General features: G+C 66.3%; 23 protein-coding genes. 5 read left to right on the top strand and 18 right to left on the bottom strand.

All coding sequences use genetic code 11. From position 1 onward, the window contains the following. Positions 1-16: 16 nt before the first annotated feature. From BN1263_RS06520 to rsmD, 6 genes are all read right to left on the bottom strand, one after another. Entirely contained in the window at positions 17-904 is an 888-nt protein-coding gene (locus BN1263_RS06520) for an MBL fold metallo-hydrolase (RefSeq protein ID WP_019661213.1), read from the bottom strand. Between the two features lie 119 nt (positions 905-1,023). Beyond that, a complete protein-coding gene (gene ggt, locus BN1263_RS06515) occupies positions 1,024-2,754 on the bottom strand; it encodes a gamma-glutamyltransferase (RefSeq protein WP_058980287.1) in 1,731 nt (576 codons plus the stop codon). Beyond that, a complete protein-coding gene (locus tag BN1263_RS06510; RefSeq protein ID WP_010484376.1) occupies positions 2,751-3,032 on the bottom strand; it encodes a YfhL family 4Fe-4S dicluster ferredoxin in 282 nt (93 codons plus the stop codon). Before BN1263_RS06510 ends, ggt begins: the two co-directional genes overlap by 4 nt. A gap of 132 nt (positions 3,033-3,164) precedes the next feature. Beyond that, on the bottom strand, positions 3,165-3,656 hold the full coding sequence (locus tag BN1263_RS06505; protein WP_010484374.1) for a hypothetical protein: 492 nt from the start codon (positions 3,654-3,656) through the stop codon (positions 3,165-3,167). A 60-nt stretch (positions 3,657-3,716) separates the two neighbouring features. After that, entirely contained in the window at positions 3,717-4,226 is a 510-nt protein-coding gene (gene coaD, locus BN1263_RS06500) for a pantetheine-phosphate adenylyltransferase (protein ID WP_005416145.1), read from the bottom strand. Positions 4,227-4,252: 26 nt separating this feature from the next. Continuing rightward, the gene (gene rsmD / locus BN1263_RS06495; RefSeq protein ID WP_058980286.1) at positions 4,253-4,831 is read right to left on the bottom strand and encodes a 16S rRNA (guanine(966)-N(2))-methyltransferase RsmD; all 579 of its coding nucleotides are present in this window, start codon (positions 4,829-4,831) and stop codon (positions 4,253-4,255) included. A gap of 732 nt (positions 4,832-5,563) precedes the next feature. Here rsmD and htpG point away from each other — a divergent pair. After that, positions 5,564-7,456, top strand: coding sequence for a molecular chaperone HtpG (gene htpG, locus BN1263_RS06490; protein WP_058980285.1), 1,893 nt, complete (start codon positions 5,564-5,566; stop codon positions 7,454-7,456). Positions 7,457-7,636: 180 nt separating this feature from the next. Here htpG and BN1263_RS06485 read toward each other — a convergent pair whose 3' ends face one another. Beyond that, positions 7,637-7,936 carry a hypothetical protein gene (locus tag BN1263_RS06485; RefSeq protein ID WP_058980284.1) on the bottom strand — a complete coding sequence of 100 codons (300 nt, stop codon included), beginning with the start codon at positions 7,934-7,936 and terminating at the stop codon, positions 7,637-7,639. Positions 7,937-8,065: 129 nt separating this feature from the next. Between BN1263_RS06485 and ftsY the strand changes: the two genes are divergently transcribed. The 3 genes from ftsY to BN1263_RS06470 all read left to right on the top strand — a co-directional run bounded on the left by ftsY (position 8,066) and on the right by BN1263_RS06470 (position 10,840). Beyond that, the gene (gene ftsY / locus BN1263_RS06480) at positions 8,066-9,346 is read left to right on the top strand and encodes a signal recognition particle-docking protein FtsY (protein ID WP_058980283.1); all 1,281 of its coding nucleotides are present in this window, start codon (positions 8,066-8,068) and stop codon (positions 9,344-9,346) included. Positions 9,347-9,440: 94 nt separating this feature from the next. Beyond that, positions 9,441-10,565: an A/G-specific adenine glycosylase gene (gene mutY / locus BN1263_RS06475; RefSeq protein ID WP_019661207.1), complete on the top strand. Its 1,125-nt coding sequence runs from the start codon at positions 9,441-9,443 to the stop codon at positions 10,563-10,565. A gap of 5 nt (positions 10,566-10,570) precedes the next feature. After that, positions 10,571-10,840, top strand: coding sequence for an oxidative damage protection protein (locus BN1263_RS06470; RefSeq protein WP_058980282.1), 270 nt, complete (start codon positions 10,571-10,573; stop codon positions 10,838-10,840). A 72-nt stretch (positions 10,841-10,912) separates the two neighbouring features. Here BN1263_RS06470 and BN1263_RS06465 read toward each other — a convergent pair whose 3' ends face one another. The 10 genes from BN1263_RS06465 to BN1263_RS20025 all read right to left on the bottom strand — a co-directional run bounded on the left by BN1263_RS06465 (position 10,913) and on the right by BN1263_RS20025 (position 17,946). Beyond that, positions 10,913-11,362, bottom strand: a complete 450-nt coding sequence (locus BN1263_RS06465; protein ID WP_058980281.1) for a DUF6491 family protein — start codon at positions 11,360-11,362, stop codon at positions 10,913-10,915. A 189-nt stretch (positions 11,363-11,551) separates the two neighbouring features. Beyond that, entirely contained in the window at positions 11,552-12,265 is a 714-nt protein-coding gene (lolD, locus tag BN1263_RS06460; protein WP_019661204.1) for a lipoprotein-releasing ABC transporter ATP-binding protein LolD, read from the bottom strand. After that, positions 12,258-13,499: a lipoprotein-releasing ABC transporter permease subunit gene (locus tag BN1263_RS06455; protein ID WP_019661203.1), complete on the bottom strand. Its 1,242-nt coding sequence runs from the start codon at positions 13,497-13,499 to the stop codon at positions 12,258-12,260. Before BN1263_RS06455 ends, lolD begins: the two co-directional genes overlap by 8 nt. Positions 13,500-13,522: 23 nt before the next feature. Continuing rightward, on the bottom strand, positions 13,523-13,972 hold the full coding sequence (locus BN1263_RS06450; protein WP_021202023.1) for a hypothetical protein: 450 nt from the start codon (positions 13,970-13,972) through the stop codon (positions 13,523-13,525). Further along, complete coding sequence (locus BN1263_RS06445; protein WP_019661201.1) at positions 13,923-14,171, bottom strand: FAD assembly factor SdhE; 249 nt, start codon at positions 14,169-14,171, stop codon at positions 13,923-13,925. Before BN1263_RS06445 ends, BN1263_RS06450 begins: the two co-directional genes overlap by 50 nt. Positions 14,172-14,269: 98 nt before the next feature. Next, positions 14,270-15,055, bottom strand: coding sequence for a succinate dehydrogenase iron-sulfur subunit (gene sdhB / locus BN1263_RS06440; protein ID WP_005409079.1), 786 nt, complete (start codon positions 15,053-15,055; stop codon positions 14,270-14,272). Between the two features lie 66 nt (positions 15,056-15,121). Further along, positions 15,122-16,912: a succinate dehydrogenase flavoprotein subunit gene (sdhA, locus tag BN1263_RS06435; RefSeq protein WP_014036803.1), complete on the bottom strand. Its 1,791-nt coding sequence runs from the start codon at positions 16,910-16,912 to the stop codon at positions 15,122-15,124. A gap of 31 nt (positions 16,913-16,943) precedes the next feature. Next, entirely contained in the window at positions 16,944-17,330 is a 387-nt protein-coding gene (sdhD, locus tag BN1263_RS06430) for a succinate dehydrogenase, hydrophobic membrane anchor protein (RefSeq protein WP_005409077.1), read from the bottom strand. Continuing rightward, positions 17,327-17,719 (bottom strand): succinate dehydrogenase, cytochrome b556 subunit, encoded by a 393-nt coding sequence (gene sdhC, locus BN1263_RS06425; protein ID WP_005416132.1) that lies wholly within the window; start codon positions 17,717-17,719, stop codon positions 17,327-17,329. Before sdhC ends, sdhD begins: the two co-directional genes overlap by 4 nt. A 56-nt stretch (positions 17,720-17,775) precedes the next feature. After that, positions 17,776-17,946, bottom strand: coding sequence for a DUF1674 domain-containing protein (locus BN1263_RS20025; protein WP_074901279.1), 171 nt, complete (start codon positions 17,944-17,946; stop codon positions 17,776-17,778). A 39-nt stretch (positions 17,947-17,985) separates the two neighbouring features. On the opposite strand from BN1263_RS20025, the gene ygfZ reads away from it, so the two are divergent. After that, positions 17,986-18,861 (top strand): CAF17-like 4Fe-4S cluster assembly/insertion protein YgfZ, encoded by an 876-nt coding sequence (gene ygfZ / locus BN1263_RS06420; protein WP_058980280.1) that lies wholly within the window; start codon positions 17,986-17,988, stop codon positions 18,859-18,861. 159 nt (positions 18,862-19,020) lie between these two features. Here ygfZ and BN1263_RS06415 read toward each other — a convergent pair whose 3' ends face one another. Next, a complete protein-coding gene (locus tag BN1263_RS06415) occupies positions 19,021-20,103 on the bottom strand; it encodes an ABC transporter ATP-binding protein (protein WP_058980279.1) in 1,083 nt (360 codons plus the stop codon). Positions 20,104-20,131 lie beyond the last annotated feature (28 nt).

The following is a 20,131-nucleotide window of genomic DNA, read 5'->3' as shown; positions in this document are numbered from 1 at the left end:
ACGCTCGGCTCTGCCATTAACCCAGGGCGCGCGCCTTCAGCTCGCCCTGTTCGTGCAGGGTCACGAAACGTCCCTTGTCATCACGGCCCAGCTGCGCCAGCGCCACCTGCGGGTCGTGGGTGAAGAACAGCCGCACGTTGCGCGCCAGCTTGTCTTCAAGGAACTGCCGCTTCTCGTCGATCAGCAGCTCGGCGTTGCGGTCGTAGCCCATGGTGATCGGCACGTGTACCCATGAGCGCCCCGGGATCAGGTCGGCACAGAACACCACGCCACCGTGCGCATCTTCACCGGCATGCGCATGACCAACGATCTCGGCCAGCATCAGCCCCGGCGTATGCCCGTCGCTGTAGCTGAAGCGCACGCTGCGGCCAAGTGCCTTCGAGTACTCCCCCTCCACCACTTCCAGGCGGCCACTGGCCTGCAGCAGGCCGGGCAGCTCAGGAATGAAACTGGCCCGATCGCGCGGGTGTGGCTGCACGGCGCGCTGCCAATGCTGCGCACCGACCACGTAGGTCGCGTTGGGGAACAGCAGCTCGGGTTCACGCCCTTCGCTCCATGCCGCCAGCAGGCCGCCAGCATGATCGAAATGCAGGTGGCTGAGCACCACCACATCGATATCCTCGTGCTCGAAGCCGGCTTCGCGCAACGAATCGATCAGTACGTGCTGACTTTCCTGCACGCCGTAGCGCTCGCGCATGCGCGGATCGAAGAACGCCCCGATACCGGTTTCAAACAGCACGGTCTTGCCTTCCAGCGGACTGGCAAGCAGCGCACGGCAGGCCAGCTCGATGCGATTGAGCTCGTCCGGAGCCGCCCATTTTTCCCACAACGCGCGCGGCGCGTTTCCGAACATCGCGCCGCCATCAAGGCGTTGCGAGTTTCCACGAATAGACCAGAGTTTCATGTGTCGATTATCGGCGCCGGACCGTTAAATAATCGCTAGAAAGTAAACGGAAAACCCCGCCGGCGAAGACGGGGTTTCGATATCCGCCGAAGTGCCGGCCAGTGGCCGGCACTCTCACGTCAATGGGCCGGCACGACCTGGGCACTGCCCACCGGATTGCGCGGGTCGCTGCCGCCGAACAGTCGGTTCGCCTTGCGGTCCCATTCCACGGTCTGCAGGTTGCCCCACACGTGGCTGGAACCGCGGCCGCCTGCGGCGACATTGCCCGGCAGGTCGATCTTGTGGCCCATCGCCTGCAGCTGCTTCACCGTCGCCGCGTCGAATGCATCGTCCTCAGCTTCGATCAGGTCCGGCAGCCACTGGTGGTGATAGCGCGGCAGCGCAGCAACCTGCTGCGCGTCCAGGCCGGCGTCGTAGCCGAGGATGCCCAGCAGCACCATGGTGATGATACGGCTGCCACCCGGGGTGCCCAGCACGATCACCTTTTCGCTGTTTTCCATGAAGGTCGGCGTCATCGAGCTGAGCATGCGCTTGCCCGGCTTGGGCGCATTGGCCTCGTAGCCCATCACGCCGAATGCATTGGGCGTGCCTGGTTTCAGCGCGAAGTCGTCCATCTCGTTGTTCAGCAGCACGCCGGTGCCCTTCGGAATCAGCCCCGAGCCGTACAGCAGGTTGACGGTCTGGGTGGCGCCGACACGGTTGCCGTCACGGTCGATGATCGAGAAGTGCGTGGTCTCGTCATCTTCCAGCGGGGTCGGGTTGCCCGACAGCAGGTCGCTGGGCGTGGCCTTCTCCGGATGGATGGTCGCCCGCAGGCCCTGTGCGTAGTCCTTGCTGGTCAGCACCTTCTGCGGGATCTGCACGAAGTCCGGGTCGCCGAGGAAGAAGGTGCGGTCACGGTAGGCACGGCGCATCGATTCCACCACCAGGTGGGTGCGGTGCGCCGGGTCCATCTTCTTGATGTCCCAGCCTTCCAGGATCTGCAGCATGCTGGCCAGCGCGATGCCACCGGACGACGGCGGCGGCGCGGTTGTGATCTTCCAGCCGTTGTAGTTGAACACGATCGGTTCGCGCTGCTTCACGCGATAGCCGGCCAGCTCTTCAGCGGTCCACTGGCCGCCGGCCTGCTTCACGCCGGCCAGCAACAGCTTTCCGGTCTGGCCCTTGTAGAAGCCATCGAAGCCACCTGCGGCCAAGCGCTCCAGCGTCTGTGCCAGCTCCGGCTGCTTGAACAGGTCACCGCTGGCGATCGGCTTGCCGTTGCGCAGGTAGACCTCACGCGTGCCGGGATAGCGCTCCATCACCTCACGGCGAGAGGCATAGCCCTTGGCCATGCGGTCGTAGACCGGGAAGCCTTCGCGCGCGATGCGGATCGCCGGCTGCAGCGATGCCGACAGCGGCAGCTTGCCGTGCTTGGCCGACAGCTCGACCAGCGCCGCAGGCAGGCCCGGAATACCGGCCGACCACGCACCGTTGACCGAGCGGTCACGGTCGAGGTTGCCCTGCTTGTCGAGGAAGGCCTGCGGGGTCGCGGCGGCCGGCGCGGTCTCGCGCGCGTCCAGCATCACGTCCTTTCCGGTGGCCGCATCGTGCAGCAGGAAGAAGCCGCCACCGCCCAGACCGGAACTGATCGGCTCGACCACCGCCAGCGTGGACGACACCGCCACTGCTGCGTCGAAGGCGTTGCCGCCCTGGGCCAGGATGTCGATACCGGCCTGGGTGGCCAGCGCATGGCCGCTGGCAATGGCGGCGCCATCCGGGCGCTCGGCACGGACCGGGCTGCCGGCCCAGGCAATCGGGCTCAGCAGCAGGCCGAGCAGCAACAGGGGGCGAACGATCAGCGTCTTCATTCGGATGGGGGCTCCGCGTAGAGTTCGGGGTGATCGTGCTGCAGCTGGCGCAGCTTGGCCAGCAGCTGGTCTTCCGTTTCCACGATCTCCGGATCCGGGTCGATGCACTCGACCGGGCAGACGACCACGCACTGTGGCTCGTCGAAATGACCCACGCATTCGGTGCAGCGCGCAGGGTCGATCACGTAGATGGTTTCACCCATCGAAATGGCCTGGTTCGGGCAGGCCGGCTCGCAGACGTCGCAGTTGACGCAGAGCTCGTTGATTTTCAGCGACATGGCGATACTCCTCGCCCGCGCCTTGGGACAAAGGACCGGCCAGCGCGGGCGCGCGGGCCGGTCAGGTCATCAGCGGCACCCTTGCGGGGTGCCGCCCGGGCCATGCCGGAGCATGGCCGCCATGGCTCGGTATTACTTGGCTTCGACGAAAATGTACTCGGCGCCGGTCGGCTGGACCGCCGCCTGCACGCGAGCGTTGTCGGCCGACTGGCCGATGAAGACGACGCGCACGCCCTTCATCGAATCCGGCGCCACGTCCTTGAACACAGCCTGGATCATGTCAGCCATCTTGCCCGAGGCCGACGAACCGAAGGCCAGCATGTTGCCCGGCTGCACGCCACGGGCCACCGCCTGGGTCGCGCTCTCGGTCTGGCGCTCGTACTTGGCCTGGAAGTCCGGGTCCGATTCCGGCGAGAGGTAGTACAGGAACGGGCTGTTGCTGATGTTGCCCATGTTCTGGATGGCCACTTCCTGCAGGTACTTCTTCCAGCCTGCATCGTCATCCTTGGACGGCGCGACCAGGGCCTGCTTGGCCTCGTCGACCGGAGCGGCCTCTTCCTTCTTGCAGGCGGTGAAGGCCAGGGCCAACGAAGCGATCAGCATCGCGCGCATGGTGGTGTTCATGGGTTTCCTCCCGGAATGGTGCGTGGTGGTGTACGTAATGGGGTGCGGGTACAGCGGGGCTTACGACTGTGCCGCCTTCGCTTCGCGGACCTTGCGCAGGGCTTCGAGCACCGCGGCCGGCACGAAGCCGGACACGTCGCCACCCAGGCGGGCGATCTCGCGGACCAGCGAGGACGAAATGAAGCTGTGCTGCTCGGCCGGGGTCAGGAACAGGGTCTCGACCTCGGGGATCAGGTGGCGGTTCATGCTGGCCATCTGAAATTCGTATTCGAAGTCGGACACCGCGCGCAGGCCGCGCAGCAGCACCCCGCCCTGCACCGAACGTACGAAATGCGCCAGCAGGGTATCGAAGCCGATGACCTCGACATTGCCGTGATGGGCCAGGGCGCCGCGTGCCAGCTGCACGCGCTGCTCCAGCGGCAGCGCCGGGCCCTTGGACGGGCTCTGCGCCACGCCGACCACGACTTTTTCGAACAGCGGCGCGGCCCGGCTGACCAGGTCGATATGACCGTTGGTGATCGGATCGAATGTGCCGGGATACACGGCAATGCGGCGGTTGGCCACGGTCATGGGCGGGTGCAGATGTTCAGATGAGGTCAAAGTGTAGCAGTGGCGCGGCGGTACAGGGCAAAGCGCACCTCGCGGGTGCCGCCCTCGCGGTGCAGCAGCCAGTCCGGCGGCAGCATCGGCACGTGGCCGGCCGGCGATTCCAGGTACAGCCAGGCATCGGCGGCCAGGTGCCGCGGCAGCTGGGCCAGCACGTCCTGCCACAGGCCATCGGCGAACGGCGGGTCGATGAAGACCAGATCGGCCTGCTGCGCCTGCGCCCCTTGCAGCCAGCGCAGGGCATCGGCCTGCACCACGGTGATCTGGTCGCTGGCTTGCAGCCTGGTCACGGCGGCGGTCAGGTTGCGCCCCAGCTGAGCATCACGCTCGACCAGGGTGGCGTGAGCAGCGCCGCGCGAAACCGCCTCCAGGCCCAGCGCGCCACTGCCGGCGAAAAGGTCCAGCACCCGCGCCCCGCCCAGCTTGGGCATCAGCCAGTTGAACAGGGTTTCGCGCACGCGGTCGCTGCTGGGACGCAGCCCCGGCAGGGTCGGCACCGGCAGGCGGGTGTTACGCCAGCGACCACCGATGATGCGGACCTGACCGTCATTGCCCCCACGGCCGCTCACAGGCGCCCCCGGCGGGGTTCATTCGAGAATTTCAGCATGAGCGGGATTGTAGTCGTCCGGGCGGCGCCCGGAACCCGCAGAGGCCGAAGCAACAGCCAGAGCAACGGCAAAAGCTGGTTTCCTGTGGGTAGGCGGGGTGGGCCAGGTTGTGGGGGACGCCGTAAACCCGTCCCTGGGGGCTTGGCCGCGGCATCCATGCCGCGGACACCCCCACAACCTGCCCCACCCCGCCTTCGACAGTTTCCTGCGATCTGCCGGAACGTCTCTTGGGGTCAGATCCGTTTTCCTGCGGAAAACGGATCTGACCCCATTTGATGTATCGATATCTGACAGATGTGTCGACCAAGGTCGACACCTGCCAACAGCCGCGTGAACCGGTCAGAGGCGGGGCGGTGTGGGTTGGCAGGACCGTTGGCGCCATGGATGGCGCCATCGAGCCCCCAAGGGTGAGGGCGCTTTGCTTGCGAAGCACTGCTTCGCAAGCGCCCGAACGCACAGCCGCCAGCGGCTGGGCCGGACCGCGGAGCGGGGTTTACGGCGTGTCCTGCCAACCCACACCGCCCCGCCATCCCACGGAACGCCCGCTATTGCTGTTGCTGTTGCTGTTGCATCGGCCTCTGCAGGTGCAGGGCTGCAAGCCCGGCCGACCAACCCCTTGATTTCGGGACAATCAGCCATACCCCTTGGCGAGGCCGCACGCGCTGGCGCGGCATTGCACATGGAGCCCTATCGATGACCGACACCATCCAGACCGAAACCCTTGGCTTCCAGACCGAAGTCAAGCAGCTGCTGCAGCTGATGATCCACTCGCTGTACTCCAACAAGGAAATTTTCCTCCGCGAGCTGGTCTCCAACGCTGCCGACGCCGCCGACAAGCTGCGCTTCGAGGCCCTGACCCAGCCGGCGCTGCTGGAAGGCGACAGCGAACTGCGCGTGCGCGTCAGCTTCGATCCCTCCGCCCATACCATCACCATCGACGACAACGGCATCGGCATGAGCCGCGCCGAAGCCATCGCCCACCTGGGCACGATTGCCAAGTCCGGCACCGGCGACTTCCTGCGCCAGCTGTCCGGCGACCAGAAGAAGGATTCGCAGCTGATCGGCCAGTTCGGCGTCGGCTTCTACAGCGCCTTCATCGTTGCCGACGAAGTGGAAGTGACCTCGCGCCGCGCCGGCCTGGCCGCAGGCGAAGGCGTGCGCTGGACCTCGCGCGGCGAAGGCGATTTCCAAGTGGCCACCGTCGACAAGGCCGAGCGCGGTACCCGCATCGTGCTGCACCTGAAGGACGGCGAGCACGGCTTCGCCGATGGCTGGCGCCTGCGCAGCATCCTCAAGAAGTACTCGGACCATATCGGCCTGCCGATCCAGATGCCGAAGGAAGGTGGCGAAGAAGGCGCCGCGGCCGAATGGGAAACCGTCAACCGTGCAAGCGCGCTGTGGACCCGTCCGCGCACCGAGATCAGCGACGCCGAGTACACCGAGTTCTACAAGCACGTTGCACACGATCACAGCGATCCGCTGGCGTGGAGCCACAACAAGGTCGAAGGCAAGCTGGAGTACACCTCGCTGCTGTACGTGCCTGGCCGCGCGCCGTTCGACCTGTATCACCGTGATGCGCCCAAGGGCCTGAAGCTGTATGTGCAGCGCGTGTTCGTGATGGACCAGGCCGAGCAGTTCCTGCCGCTGTACCTGCGCTTCATCAAGGGCGTGGTCGATTCCAACGACCTTTCGCTGAACGTCTCGCGCGAGATCCTGCAGTCCGGCCCGGTCATCGATTCGATGAAGGCCGCGCTGACCAAGCGTTCGCTGGACATGCTGGAAAAGCTGGCCACCGACAAGCCGGAGCAGTACGCCACGTTCTGGAAGGAATTCGGCCAGGTGCTGAAGGAAGGCCCGGCCGAGGACTACAACAACCGTGAGAAGGTGGCCGGGCTGCTGCGCTTCGCCTCCACCCGTGGCGACGGCGATGCACAGACTGTGTCGCTGGCCGATTACCTCGGCCGCATGAGCGAAGGCCAGGACAAGATCTATTACCTGACCGGCGAGAGCTACAGCCAGGTACGCAACAGCCCGCACCTGGAGGTGTTCCGCAAGAAGGGCGTGGAAGTGCTGCTGCTGACCGACCGCATCGACGAGTGGCTGATGGGCTACCTGACCGATTTCGACGGCAAGGGCTTCGTCGACATCGCCCGTGGCGACCTCGACCTGGGCGCGCTGGAAACCGAAGCGGACAAGCAGGAACAGGAAGCGGCGGCCAAGGACAAGCAGGGCCTGGTCGAGCGCCTGAAGACGGTACTGGGCGATGACGTGGCCGACGTGCGCGTCTCGCACCGCCTGACCGATTCGCCGGCGGTGCTGGCCATCGGCGAACAGGACCTGGGCCTGCAGATGCGCCAGATCCTGGAGGCCAGCGGGCAGAAGGTGCCGGACAGCAAGCCGGTGCTGGAGATCAATCCGGGCCATCCGCTGATCGCCAAGCTGGATGCAGAAGCCGACGGCGCACGCTTCGATGATCTCGGCCGGGTGCTGTTCGACCAGGCCGCACTGGCCGCCGGTGACAGCCTGAAAGACCCCGGCGCCTATGTGGCGCGCCTGAACAAGCTGCTGCTGGAGTTGTCGGCCTGATCGAGGCGGTGGTCGCCGGGCATGGCCCGGCGATGCTCTGGTAGGTGCCAACCTTGGTTGGCACTGCAGCCCTGGCAGAGGCCAACCTTGGTTGGCGCCCCAAAAGCGTGCCAACCAAGGTTGGCACCTACCAGGGGGGAGCGTGTCAACCCAGGTTGACACCCACCAAAGCCGGGCGGCTCAGACCTCCCGATCCAGCAGCGAACCCAGCATCTGGTCCTGGCGCCGTATCACCATGGCATTGGCGGCGAAGGCCACCACCTCGGCTTTCGCCGCCAGCAGGTCCCCCAATGGCGCGCCAGCATCGGCGTCGGCAGGGGTCATCGCGGCCTGCACCCCGCCCTGCTCCGCCTCACTGCGCAGCAGTTGCAGGCGTCGGGCATCAGGAGTCGCCAGGTTGGCCACGTTGTACGCGGCCACCTGCACGCCCTGGTGGGCCGCGCGCATCCCGCCGAGAGCGATTCCCATCACGTCGTTCATGGCGGTCTCCGGGCCGCGCTGCGCAGCCCTTCGGACCGGTTAACGGCCGGCGGGCCGCGACCTTGAGTCCACATCAGCCCGACAGGCCCGAGTGGTAGCATATCCCCCTGATTTCAGCGCCTTTTGCCAATGCTCAGTTTTTTCCGCCGCAAGAAGCCCCAGGATGCCCCCGCCGCGGAGGCACCCAAGACCCAGCACTACTCGGCTGAAGAGCTGGCGGCGGCGTTCCCGTCAGCCGCCCCGGCCGAAGACGCCGCCACGATCCCGGTAGTCGAAGCCGCAGCACCGGCACCTGTACCGGAACCGGCGCCCGTCGCCGAATGGCCTGCCGTACCGGCTGCGCAGCCGGTCACCGCGCCGGAGGACGTCCAGGCCGAAGTGCTGGCTGCGGCCGCCGTGCTGGCCCCTCTGGCTCCGGTCATTTCGGTCGAGGAACCAACCGCCCCGGCCGCCGACCTGCCAGCTCTGGTGGATGCCCCGCCAGCCCCGGCCGGCAAGCCCGGCTGGCGCGAGCGCCTGCGCAACAGCGTCATCGCGCGCAGCTTCGGTGGCCTGTTCTCGCGCAATCCCAAGCTCGACGACGACCTGCTGGACGAACTGGAAACCGCACTGATCACTGCCGACGTCGGCGTGGGTGCCACTACCGATCTGGTCGAGGGCCTGCGCAAGCGCATGAAGTCGCGCGAGTTCGCTGATGCCAATGCACTGCTGGCCGCGCTGCGCGCCGAGCTGATCGCGATCCTGCAACCGGTCGCCAAGCCGCTGGTGATCGACCGCAACGCCAAGCCCTTCGTGGTGCTCACCGTCGGCGTCAATGGTGTCGGCAAGACCACCACCATCGGCAAGCTGGCCAAGCGCTTCAAGGATGATGGCCACAGCCTGATGCTGGCCGCCGGCGATACCTTCCGTGCCGCTGCCGTGGCGCAGCTGCAGGCTTGGGGCGAGCGCAACGGCGTGGCCGTGGTCGCGCAGGGGCAGAACGCCGATGCCGCGTCGGTGGCGTTCGACGCGCTGCAGGCCGGCAAGGCCCGTGGCACCTCGGTGCTGATCGCCGATACCGCCGGCCGCCTGCACACCCAGTCCGGCCTGATGAACGAGCTGGGCAAGATCCGCCGCGTGCTCGGCAAGATCGATCCCACCGCCCCGCACGAAGTGCTGATGGTGATCGATGGCACCACCGGCCAGAACGCGCTGTCGCAGCTGCGCCAGTTCAATGCTGCGGTGAACGTGACCGGCCTGGTGGTGACCAAGCTGGACGGCACTGCCAAGGGCGGCGTGGTGTTCGCACTGGCCCGCGAGTTCGGCATTCCGATCCGCTTTGCCGGCATCGGCGAGCGCCCGGAAGACCTGCGCGTGTTCGACCCGGAAGCCTTCGTCGACGCCCTGCTGCCCGAAGCGCTGGGCACCTGATACACCATGCAGCCACGCATGGCGTGGCTCTACTGCACCGCAACCGCAATCCAGTAGAGCCACCCTACGGGTGGCTGCCTTCCCCGGAACACCCATGCCCCGCCAGCCGCACGCCAGCGCCGACAACCCCCAGCAAGACGACTTCATCGCTCGCCTGCTGCACTGGTTCGACGACCACGGCCGCCACGACCTGCCCTGGCAGCACCCGCGCAGCCCTTACAGGGTCTGGTTGTCGGAGATCATGCTGCAGCAGACCCAGGTGACCACGGTCATCCCGTACTTCCTGCGGTTCCTGCAGCACTTCCCGACCCTGCCCGACCTCGCCGCCGCCAGCAATGACGCGGTGATGGCGCAGTGGGCAGGGCTTGGCTACTACGCCCGTGCGCGTAACCTGCATGCCGCTGCAAAGCGCTGCGTGGAACTTCACGGCGGCGACCTGCCGCGCGATTTCGATGCATTGCATGCCCTGCCCGGCATTGGCCGCAGCACCGCTGGCGCGATCCTCAGCCAGGCCTGGAACGACCCGTTCGCGATCCTTGACGGCAACGTCAAGCGCGTGCTCAGCCGCTATCACGGCATCGACGGCTTCCCAGGCCTGCCAGTCATCGAAAAGCAGCTATGGGCGATCGCCGAGGCACACGTGGCGAAGGTGCCGGCCGGTCGCATGGCCGATTACACCCAGGCACAAATGGACCTGGGCGCGTCCGTATGCAGCCGGGCCAAGCCCGCCTGCGTCATCTGCCCGCTGCAGGACACGTGCGTGGCACGCCGCGAAGGCCGCACCGCTGAACTGCCCACGCCCAAGCCCAGCAAGACCCTGCCCGAGCGCGAAGCCGTGGCTCTGCTGCTGCGTGACGCCCAGCAGCGCGTGCTGCTGCAGAAGCGGCCGGACACCGGCATCTGGGCGCAGCTGTGGACGCTGCCGCAGGCGGAGGCCGGCAGCGACCTGCAGGACTGGTTCGACGCACATGTCGACGGCTCGCTGGAAGATGCAGAGGAACTGCCGGTGCTGCAGCACACCTTCAGCCACTACAGGCTGCACCTGCAGATATTGTCACGGAAGGTGCGCGGCCTGCGCGTGGAAGAACCCACGCTGCGCTGGGTCGCCAACGACGAGCTACCCGCATTGGGCCTGCCAGCGCCGATCCGCAAACTGCTCGACGGCGCCACGATCAGGACGCCAAAACGAACTTCCAAGAAATCCCGCAACCACGAGTGAGTGCCATGCCCCGAACCGTCTTCTGCCAGTACGAACAACGCGATGCCGAGGGCCTGGACTTCGTGCCCTACCCCGGCGAGCTGGGCCAGCGCATCTTCAACAACATCGGCAAGCAGGCCTGGACCGCATGGCTGGCGCACCAGACCATGCTGATCAACGAGAACCGGCTGTCGCCGCGCACCCCGGAGCATCGTGCGTTTCTTGAAGGCGAACTGGTCAAGTTCCTGTTCGAGAAGGACGCAGAGAAGCCGGCTGGCTTCACCCCGGAAGCCTGACCCACAGGTAGTGCCGGCCGCTGGCCGGCATCGCGCATGCCAAGTTGCCGGCCAGCGCCCGGCACTACCGCGTTATTTCGTGTTTTCCTCGCGCTCCTGCACCTGCGCCTGTCGCAGCTCCTGCTCGGACGCGCGCAGCGCCTTCACATCCAGCTTGCGGATGCTGTCGATGAAGCACGGCATGCGCGGGCCACCGGTAGGGTCGCGCACCAGCACCTTGTCGAAGCGCGCCGAAACACGATTCATCTGGCTGGTCAGGCCGATGGCGGTGGCATACGGCAGGTCCTGGCAGGGGCCTCTCAGCTCCAGCAGGTAGGCCTCGCTCGGGCGCGTCCAGACCGCCAGTGCGCTGTCGCCCAGTTCGGTCCAGCCATTGAGGGTGCCGAAGAACTGCATGTCGCTCTGCGGCGCACCGGCGTGGGCGCGGTAAAGGTCAAGCTTCTCGGCGCTGCTGAGCCGGCCGGTGGTCGCGCAGGCGACCAGGGCGAGGCAGAGGCCGGCCAGCAGGATCGGGGTCTTCATGGCGATCTCCTCGGGGAACTGTCGCCATCATGCGCCCGGGCTCGCAACGCTGGCGCGACGACCGGCAGCCCATTCAGCCGCCGGTCGGCGGCTGCTGGCCGGACCACGGTAGACGCCAACCTTGCTTGGCGCTTGCCCTGCAAGGAGCAGCCGACCCAGGTCGGCTTCCACCAAAGCGGGCCCAGCGCCTCAGACGTCGGCGTGGGCCAGTGCGTGCAGGCGCCCTTCCCGCAGTTCCAGCACCCGGTCCAGGCGACGCGCCAGGCTGCGGTCATGGGTCACCAGCACCAGGCTGGTATGGCGCGCGCGGTTGAGTTCAAGCATCAGCTCGAACACCGTTGCCGCCGTGCGGTCATCCAGGTTGCCGGTAGGCTCGTCGCCCAGCACGCAGGCTGGGTGATTGACCAGTGCCCGCGCCACCGCAGCACGCTGCCGCTCGCCGCCGGACAGCTCGCCCGGCTTGTGGTCCAGGCGATGGCCGAGGCCGACCGCTTCCAGCAGCATGGTGGCGCGGCTGCTCGCTTCGGCCACCGCGGTGCCAGCCAGCAGCACCGGCATCATCACGTTTTCCAGCGCGGTGAACTCCGGCAGCAGGTGATGGAACTGGTAGACGAAGCCCAGCGCCTGGTTGCGCAGCAGGCCGCGCGCGGTGTCCGACAGCGCCGACATGCGCTGGCCGGTCACATAGACCTCACCGGCAGTGGGAATGTCCAGGCCACCCAGCAGGTGCAACAGCGTGCTCTTGCCGGCGCCGGAGGCACCGATGATCGCCACCGTTTCGCCGGCGGTCACGGTCAGGTCCAGCCCATCGAACACCGGGGTCTGCATGCGCCCTTCAGCGTAGGTCTTGCCCAGTGCTTCGGCACGGATCACTTCGTCGCCGCGGTTGAAGACCTTATTCATAACGCAGGGCCTCCGCCGGCTGGGTGCGTGCTGCCCGCCAGGCGGGATACAGGGTGGCCAGGAAGCTCATCAGCAGCGCGACCACGGTGATCGCCACCACGTCGCCCGTCTGCATGTCGGTCGGCAGGCCGGTGATGTAGTACACATCCTCCGGCAGCAGCTTGACGTTGAACACGCTCTCGATGGCGCCGAGGATGCGTTCCAGGTTGAGGGTCAGGGTGATGCCGCCGATCAGGCCAGCCAGCGTACCGAAGATGCCGATCAGCGAACCCTGCACCATGAACACCTGCATCACGCCACCCGGGGTCAGGCCGAGGGTGCGCAGGATGGCGATGTCGGCCTGCTTGTCGGTCACCAGCATCACCTGCGAAGACACCAGGTTGAACGCACCCATGGCGATGATCAGCGACAGCAGGATGCCCATCACCACCTTTTCCATGCGCAGTGAGTGGTAGAGGTTGGCATTCTGCTGGGTCCAGTCGCTTACGCGGTAGGCGCCACCGAGGTTCTGCGCAAGATCCACGCCCACCTCCAGCGAGCGGTCCATGTCGTGCAGTTTCAGGCGCACGCCGGTGGCACCGTCGCTGCGCAGCACGCGCTCCAGGTCCTGCATGTTGGCGAAGCCGACGCCGCGATCGACCTCGTTGTAGCCGGCCTCGAAGAGGCCACTGACGGTGAAGCGTTTCATCCGCGGCACCGCGCCGGCCGGCGTGCCCTGCACTTCTGCAAAGGTCACCAGCACCTGGTCGCCAACGTCCACGCCCAGCCAGATCGCCAGCTCCTTGCCCAGCAGCAGGTTGAAGCTGCCCGGCTTGAGGCTGTCATAGCTGCCCTTGGTGATCTTCTTGTCGATCACCGAGACGTTCGGCTCCAGCGCCGGATCGATGCCCTGGATGATCGCGCCCTGCACGCGCGGGCCGCTGATCATCGACTGGATCTCGATGTACGGTGCGGCGCCGGCCACACGCGGGTCCTTCCTGGCCACGTCGACCACCCGCATCCAGTCCGGCATCGGTTCGCCGTCGCGGCTGATGGTGGTGTGCGCGGTCATCTGCAGCAGGCGGCTGCGGATTTCCTTCTGGAAACCGCTCATGACGGCCAAGGTGGTGATCAGCACCGTAACGCCGAGCGCGATGCCCAGGATCGATGCCATCGAGATGAAGGAGATGAAGCCGTTGCGGCGCTTGGCACGCAGGTAGCGCAGGCCGATCGCCACGGGAATGGGTTTGAACATGCAGGCACGCCAGTCAATTCAGCTTATGGTGCCATTGACCGGGGCCGACGGGAAACGCCGCGTGCGGCCACGGCCAGTCGCAGTTCACGTCGCTGCCCGGAATCGAGCACATCGGGCCAGAACAGCAGGCGCCGGCGGCGCCGATCCTCACACCACAGCAACAACAGCCATGGGCCACGCACCACCAGCCGTGGCGTATCAACGTCCTGCCCGGCCACCTGCAGTGGTTCGGGAAGCGGCGCAAGAAGCACCTGTACGCGTGGCCTGCGCTGGCGCCAGGCCAGTTCGGCCAAGCCGACGCCCCAGGCCAGCAGCAGCGCGGGCATCAGCAGCCGCGCAGGCAGATCCGAGGCGCGCAACAGCCAGGGTGCGGCCAGCAGCACCGCCAACTGAGCGGCGGCCTGCAGCCTCGAAGGGCGCCACTCAAGGCTTGAGGGTGAGGATCTTCTGCATGAGGGGGATCGCGTGCGCATGCGGACAGGCCTCGTAGCCCATGAACCAGCGCCACAACTTATCGTCCTCGCAGTCGAGCAGGAACAGGAAAACCTCGCGCTCTTCGGTCGGCGCAGTGCGCCATTCGTGGTCGAGATAGCGCTCGAACAGCTGATCCAGCTCACGCATGCCGCGGCGGCAGCGCCAGCGCAGCTTCTTCAGCAGAACGTCTTCTTCCATCGTGCTTCTCCAGATACAGCAAAGCCACGCATGGCGTGGCTCTACTGAGGTGGTGCAGCCACGCATGGCGTGGCTCTACCGGGTACAGCCAGGCCTGATCAGGCGCGGCGTTCCATCATCAGCTTCTTGATCTCGGCGATCGCCAGCGCCGGGTTCAGGCCCTTCGGGCAGGTACGGGCGCAGTTCATGATGGTGTGGCAGCGGTACAGCTTGAACGGATCTTCCAGATCGTCCAGGCGCGCACCGGTGTCCTCATCGCGCGAGTCGATGATCCAGCGGTAGGCCTGCAGCAGGATTGCCGGGCCCAGGTAACGCTCGCCGTTCCACCAGTAGCTCGGGCAGCTGGTCGAGCAGCAGGCGCACAGGATGCACTCGTACAGGCCGTCCAGCTTCTTGCGGTCTTCCGGCGACTGCAGGCGCTCGCGGTCCGGCGGTGCCGGAGTCTGGGTGCGGATCCACGGCTTGATCGAGGCGTACTGCGCGTAGAAGTGGGTCAGGTCCGGAACCAGATCCTTGACCACGTTCATGTGCGGCAACGGGTAGATCGGCACTTCCTTCTTGCCGCAGTCCGAGATGGCTCGGGTGCAGGCCAGGGTGTTGGTGCCGTCGATGTTCATCGCGCACGAACCACAGATGCCTTCGCGGCACGAGCGGCGGAAGGTCAGGGTCGGGTCGATCTCGTTCTTGATCTTGATCAGGGCGTCCAGGACCATCGGGCCACACGCATCCAGATCGACCTCATAGGTATCGGTGCGCGGGTTGCTGTCGTCGTCCGGACTCCAGCGGTAGATCTTGAAGGTGCGCACATTCTTGCCGCCGTTCTTGACGGGGAAGTGCTTGCCCTTCGTGATCTTGGAATTCTTGGGGAGTGAAAACTCGGCCATGGCTGCTCTCGTTGGCTCAGGCGGCCCGCGCCCGTGGGCGCGGATTGCATGGTAGGCGGGGTCGAATCAGTACACGCGCGGCTTCGGCGGCACCACGGACACGTCGTCGGTCAACGTGTACATGTGCACCGGACGGTAGTCGAAGCTGCACTTGCCCTTCTCGTCGACGCTGACCAGAGTGTGCTTCTGCCAGTTGACGTCGTCGCGGTCCGGATAGTCCTCGTGCGCATGCGCACCACGGCTTTCCTTGCGCTGTTCGGCCGAGTTGATCGTCGCCACCGCGTTGAGCAGCAGGTTGTTCAGCTCGTAGGTCTCGATCAGGTCCGAGTTCCAGACCAGCGAGCGGTCGGAGACCTTCACGTCCTGGAACGAGTCGAAGATCTTGTCCATCTTCTCGCAGCCTTCCTTCAGCGTCTGGCTGGTGCGGAAGACCGCCGCGTCGGCCTGCATGGTGCGCTGCATGCGGTCGCGGATGACCGAGGTCGGGGTATCGCCGTTGGCGTGGCGCAGCTTGTCCAGCAGGCCCAGCGCCTTGTCGCAGGCATCGGCCGGCAGCGGCTTGTGCGCGGCACCCGGCTTGATGGTCTCGGCGCAGCGGTTGGCCACCGCACGGCCGAACACCACCAGGTCGAGCAGCGAGTTCGAGCCCAGGCGGTTGGCGCCGTGCACGGAGACGCAGGCCGCTTCGCCGATGGCGTACAGGCCCGGCACCACGGCGTTGTCGTTGTCGCCGACCTTCTGCACCACTTCACCGTGGTAGTTGGTCGGGATGCCGCCCATGTTGTAGTGCACGGTCGGAATGACCGGGATCGGCTGCTTGTGCACGTCGACGCCGGCGAAGATGCGAGCGCTCTCGGCGATGCCCGGCAGCTTCTCGTCGATCACGCCCGGGCCGAGGTGGGTCAGGTCGAGCAGGATGTGGTCCTTGTGCTCGCCGACGCCGCGGCCTTCGCGGATCTCGATGGTCATCGAACGGCTGACCACGTCGCGCGAGGCCAGGTCCTTGTAGTGCGGTGCATAGCGCTCCATGAAGCGCTCGCCGCTGCTGTTGCGCAGGATGCCGCCTTCACCGCGGACACCCTCGGTGATCAGGCAGCCGGCGCCGTAGATGCCGGTCGGGTGGAACTGCACGAACTCCATGTCCTGCATGGCGATGCCGGCACGCATGGCCAGGCCGCCACCGTCGCCGGTGCAGGTGTGCGCCGAGGTGGCGCTGAAGTAGGCACGGCCGTAGCCGCCGGTGGCCAGCACCACGCCCTGGGCGCGGAACAGGTGCAGCGTGCCATCGGACATGTCCAGGGCCAGCACGCCGCGGCAGGCGCCTTCGTCGTCGAAGATCAGGTCGAGCGCGAAGTACTCGATCATGAAGCGCGCATCGTGCTTCAGCGACTGCTGGTACAGGGTGTGCAGCATCGCGTGGCCGGTACGGTCGGCCGCCGCGCAGGTACGCTGCGCCGCCGGGCCTTCGCCGTACTTGGTGGTCATGCCACCGAACGGACGCTGGTAGATCTTGCCTTCGGCGGTGCGCGAGAACGGCACGCCGTAGTGTTCAAGTTCGATGATGGCCGGGATGGCCTCACGGCACATGTACTCGATGGCGTCCTGGTCACCCAGCCAGTCCGACCCCTTGATGGTGTCGAAGAAGTGGTAGCGCCAGTCGTCCTCGCCCATGTTGCCGAGTGCGGCCGAAATACCGCCCTGGGCGGCAACGGTGTGCGAACGGGTCGGGAAGACCTTGGTCAGGCACACGGTCTGCAGGCCCTTGGCGGCCAGGCCGAACGTGGCGCGCAGGCCGGCACCGCCGGCGCCGACCACGACCATGTCGTACTTGTGTTCGGTGATCTTGTAAGCGGACATCTAATCTGGATTCCTGTGTAGGTGCCTGGGCTCAGGCAACGCCGAGGGCGATGCGGCCCACCGCAAACACACTGACGATCATGCCGAGCACGGCGACGAACTTCACCGCGGTCTGCAGCACCAGGGCCAGCAGCGATTCGTGGATATAGTCTTCCAGCACGACCTGCATGCCGAGCTGCGCGTGCCAGAACATGGCGATCAGCAGGCCGATCAGCGGCACCGCGTTCCACGGTTTGGCCACGGCGGCGGCGGCGGTCGCGTAGTCCGAGCCGAGCAGGCCCAGCACGAAGACCAGGAACCAGATGCCCAGCACCACCAGTGCGGCGGCGGTCAGGCGCTGGTGCACGAAGTGCTCGGTGCCGGTCTTGGCCGAGCCCAGGCCGCGCACGTTCTTCAACGGGGTACGGAACTTGCTCACGCGGCACCTCCGAACATCACATAGGCCCACACCAGCAGGGTGATCACCAGGCTGCCGATGACCGACAGCCAGCTGCTGCGGATGAAGGCGGGGATGCTGAAACCAATGGCGAAGTCCTGCACCACATGGCGGATGCCATTGCACAGGTGATAGGCGAACGACCATGTCCACGCGAACAGGAACACGCGGCCATACCAGGCCCCGGCATGGCCGGTGAAGCAGTTCCAGGACTCGGGCCCCATCATCAGGGCCAGCAGGCCGGCAGCGATGATGAGGGCACCAACAGACAGAAAGATGCCGGTGGCTCGATGCAGGATCGAGGTGGCCATCTGAATCTGCCAGCGATACACCTGCAGGTGCGGGGAAAGTGGGCGTTGTCTGGTCGCCATTCGCTGGGCTCGTTGTCTCGGCTGGGCGGCACGCGGCCGCGTTGGCTCAATGCTGATCAGAAATCGATGCAGCGTCCGTTTTTCTCCCAATCGCCATACCGCACCGGATCAAGTCCGCCGCGGCCGCCGAATTCTTCTGCCTTTTCCTGCTCCACGGGCACGGGTGCCGCAGGGACCAGCGGGGCTTCAGTTTCGTCGTCGGGAGTGGGGGTTGTTTGGCCTATCATGTTCGGTCTCGCAACGCACAAATTTTAGACCTCGTTCACGTGCCTGACAACCTGCCCCCTGCTTTCGTCGGATATCCGCGCCTGCCCGGCCACCAGCTGCTGAGCCTGCAGGGCCCGGATGCGGCCGCCTTCGCCCACGCCCAGTTCAGCAGCGATGTCACCGCCCTGCCCCTGTTGCACTGGCAGTGGAGTGCCTGGCTGAGTGCCAAGGGCCGCACTCTGGCGGTGTTCCAGCTGCTCCGGCTGGCCGACGATCACGTGATGCTGGTGCTGGCCGACGGCGATGCCGATGCGATTGCGTCGCAACTGCAGCGCTTCGTGTTCCGTCGCAAGGTGAAGGTACAGGTGCGCAGCGATCTGGCAGCTGCCGGCGCCTTCACCGCGCCCGAGGCCGCCAGCGGCGCGGCGATTGCGCAGGCCGCAGATGAGGGTTGGGAGCTGGACCTGGGCAGCGATGCACTGCCGCGCACCCTGCGCATCGGCAGCGCCGAAGCGTTCGCCGCCAGTTCTGAAGCCGATGAGGCCGCCTTCGCTCTCGCTTGGCGCCAGGCCGACCTGCGCTACGGCCTGCCAAGGCTGGAAGAGAGCCAGCGCGAAGTGTGGACCCCGCAGCAGCTGGGCCTGGACCGCCTGAATGGCTACAGCGTGAAGAAAGGCTGCTACCCCGGCCAGGAAATCGTCGCCCGCACCCATTTCCTCGGCAAGGCCAAGCGCGCGGTGCAACTGCTGCATACCGCGGCACCCGCACGTGCCGGCGATGGCGTGCAGCAGGACGGCGCGACGCTGGGCACAATCGCCAGCGTGGCCGGCGAGCTGGCGCTGGCGGTGCTGCCACTGGAGGCTGGCGACGCCGAGCTGCAGGTGGGTGATGCCATTGCGCAGCGCGTGCCGCTGCTGGATGGATTGGCGCGCTGAATCTGACGCGCCCTCATCCACGCATGGCGTGGATCTACTGACCGACCCGGTGGGTGCGGACCGTTGGTCCGCACGCCTTCGGTGAAGGAATGGTAGTGCCGGCCGCTGGCCGGCAACCACGCATGATTGAGGTTGCCGGCCAGCGGCCGGCACTACCGGTTACAGGCGCTCGCCGGTTTCCGCGTTGAAGAAGTGCAGGCCCTGCGGGTGGATGGCCACCCGGATGTCTTCACCCACGCCCGGCAGCGACTGCGGCGCCACGCGCATGGTCAGCGCGTGCTGGCCACTGCTCATGTTGACGAAGATCTCGTTGCCGACCGGTTCGATGCCTTCAATACGCGCGATGAACGCGTGCGCGTTATCGGCAGCAGCAGGCTGCAGGTGCTCCGGGCGCACACCCACCGCGATCGGTTTCTGCAGCCATGCAGGATCGATCGTGGCCTGGCCCAGCGGTGCACGCCACTGGCCGTCGACCACGGTCACGCCACCGGCATCGCCCTGCAGCGTGCCACGCAGCACGTTCATCGCCGGGCTGCCGAGGAAACCGGCCACGAACAGGTTGGCCGGGCGGTCGTACAGCGCCATCGGCGTATCGATCTGTTGGATGATGCCGTCCTTCAGCACCACGATGCGCTGACCCAGGGTCATCGCTTCAACCTGGTCGTGCGTCACGTAGATCATGGTGGTGCCCAGCTTCCGGTGCAGCTGCGCAATCTCGGTACGCACGCTGTGACGCAGCTTGGCGTCGAGGTTGGACAGCGGCTCGTCGAGCAGGAACACCGCCGGCTCGCGCACCAGCGCCCGGCCCAGTGCCACGCGCTGACGCTGGCCACCGGACATCGCCTTGGGCAGCTTGTCCATCATCTCGGTCAGGCCCAGCGTCTGCGCCGCCTCGGCAATGCGCTTGTCGATGGTCGCCTTGTCATGCCCGCGCAGCTTCAGGCCGAAGGCCAGGTTCTCGGCCACGGTCATGTGCGGGTACAACGCGTAGCTCTGGAACACCATGGCGATGTCGCGATCCTTCGGCGCCACGTCGTTGACCACGCGATCACCAATGGTCAGCGTGCCACCGCTGATCTCTTCAAGGCCGGCCACCATCCGCAACAGGGTCGACTTGCCACAGCCGGACGGTCCGACCAGCACCATCAGCTCGCCATCGGCTACCTCGAAGGTGGCGTCCTTCACCGCGACCTGGCCGTTGTCATAGACCTTGCGCACACCCTGCAACTGCACTTTTGCCATATCACCTATCCGGTCCGCCCGAAGCCGG

Origin of the sequence: Stenotrophomonas thermophila (assembly GCF_001499715.1) — a bacterium.
Classification (GTDB): domain Bacteria; phylum Pseudomonadota; class Gammaproteobacteria; order Xanthomonadales; family Xanthomonadaceae; genus Stenotrophomonas; species Stenotrophomonas hibiscicola.
Note: the sequence above shows the minus strand (reverse complement) of the source record. Positions and strands in the feature narration are given on the sequence as shown.

Excerpts from the sequence above, each read along its gene's own strand:
- BN1263_RS06520 (WP_019661213.1), bottom strand. The coding sequence starts at position 904 with ATGAAACTCTGGTCTATTCGTGGAAACTCGCAACGCCTTGATGGCGGC.
- ggt (WP_058980287.1), bottom strand. The coding sequence starts at position 2,754 with ATGAAGACGCTGATCGTTCGCCCCCTGTTGCTGCTCGGCCTGCTGCTG.
- BN1263_RS06510 (WP_010484376.1), bottom strand. The coding sequence starts at position 3,032 with ATGTCGCTGAAAATCAACGAGCTCTGCGTCAACTGCGACGTCTGCGAG.
- BN1263_RS06505 (WP_010484374.1), bottom strand. The coding sequence starts at position 3,656 with ATGAACACCACCATGCGCGCGATGCTGATCGCTTCGTTGGCCCTGGCC.
- coaD (WP_005416145.1), bottom strand. The coding sequence starts at position 4,226 with ATGACCGTGGCCAACCGCCGCATTGCCGTGTATCCCGGCACATTCGAT.
- htpG (WP_058980285.1), top strand. The coding sequence starts at position 5,564 with ATGACCGACACCATCCAGACCGAAACCCTTGGCTTCCAGACCGAAGTC.
- BN1263_RS06485 (WP_058980284.1), bottom strand. The coding sequence starts at position 7,936 with ATGAACGACGTGATGGGAATCGCTCTCGGCGGGATGCGCGCGGCCCAC.
- ftsY (WP_058980283.1), top strand. The coding sequence starts at position 8,066 with ATGCTCAGTTTTTTCCGCCGCAAGAAGCCCCAGGATGCCCCCGCCGCG.
- mutY (WP_019661207.1), top strand. The coding sequence starts at position 9,441 with ATGCCCCGCCAGCCGCACGCCAGCGCCGACAACCCCCAGCAAGACGAC.
- BN1263_RS06470 (WP_058980282.1), top strand. The coding sequence starts at position 10,571 with ATGCCCCGAACCGTCTTCTGCCAGTACGAACAACGCGATGCCGAGGGC.
- BN1263_RS06465 (WP_058980281.1), bottom strand. The coding sequence starts at position 11,362 with ATGAAGACCCCGATCCTGCTGGCCGGCCTCTGCCTCGCCCTGGTCGCC.
- lolD (WP_019661204.1), bottom strand. The coding sequence starts at position 12,265 with ATGAATAAGGTCTTCAACCGCGGCGACGAAGTGATCCGTGCCGAAGCA.
- BN1263_RS06455 (WP_019661203.1), bottom strand. The coding sequence starts at position 13,499 with ATGTTCAAACCCATTCCCGTGGCGATCGGCCTGCGCTACCTGCGTGCC.
- BN1263_RS06450 (WP_021202023.1), bottom strand. The coding sequence starts at position 13,972 with ATGCGCACGCGATCCCCCTCATGCAGAAGATCCTCACCCTCAAGCCTT.
- BN1263_RS06445 (WP_019661201.1), bottom strand. The coding sequence starts at position 14,171 with ATGGAAGAAGACGTTCTGCTGAAGAAGCTGCGCTGGCGCTGCCGCCGC.
- sdhB (WP_005409079.1), bottom strand. The coding sequence starts at position 15,055 with ATGGCCGAGTTTTCACTCCCCAAGAATTCCAAGATCACGAAGGGCAAG.
- sdhA (WP_014036803.1), bottom strand. The coding sequence starts at position 16,912 with ATGTCCGCTTACAAGATCACCGAACACAAGTACGACATGGTCGTGGTC.
- sdhC (WP_005416132.1), bottom strand. The coding sequence starts at position 17,719 with ATGGCGACCAGACAACGCCCACTTTCCCCGCACCTGCAGGTGTATCGC.
- BN1263_RS20025 (WP_074901279.1), bottom strand. The coding sequence starts at position 17,946 with ATGATAGGCCAAACAACCCCCACTCCCGACGACGAAACTGAAGCCCCG.
- BN1263_RS06415 (WP_058980279.1), bottom strand. The coding sequence starts at position 20,103 with ATGGCAAAAGTGCAGTTGCAGGGTGTGCGCAAGGTCTATGACAACGGC.